Annotated in this window: 1 pseudogene; it reads right to left on the reverse strand. The window is 71.1% G+C overall.

Annotated elements, in window-relative coordinates:
- A pseudogene (locus M2D63_RS26240) lies at positions 1-228 on the reverse strand (cytochrome B); the annotation flags it as partial.

The raw sequence follows: 228 nt of genomic DNA on the forward strand, positions 1-228 counted from the left end.
GGTCCGGGTCCGGTGCCAGCAGCGCCGGTAGCTCGAAGCCATAGAAGGGTATCGGCTTGTTCGCCGCGCTGAGGATCATCCAGCAAGCCAGCGGCAGGCCGATCATCAGCAGGTACAGGGCCAGGTGCATCAGGGGCGCCAGGCCAGTCAGCCAGGCCGGCGGGGCCGGGACGATCGGCGGTGCGGGGCGGTCCAGGCGCACGGCCAGGCGTCGCCACACCAGCACGA

Source organism: Pseudomonas sp. BJa5 (assembly GCF_030272875.2).
Classification (GTDB): domain Bacteria; phylum Pseudomonadota; class Gammaproteobacteria; order Pseudomonadales; family Pseudomonadaceae; genus Aquipseudomonas.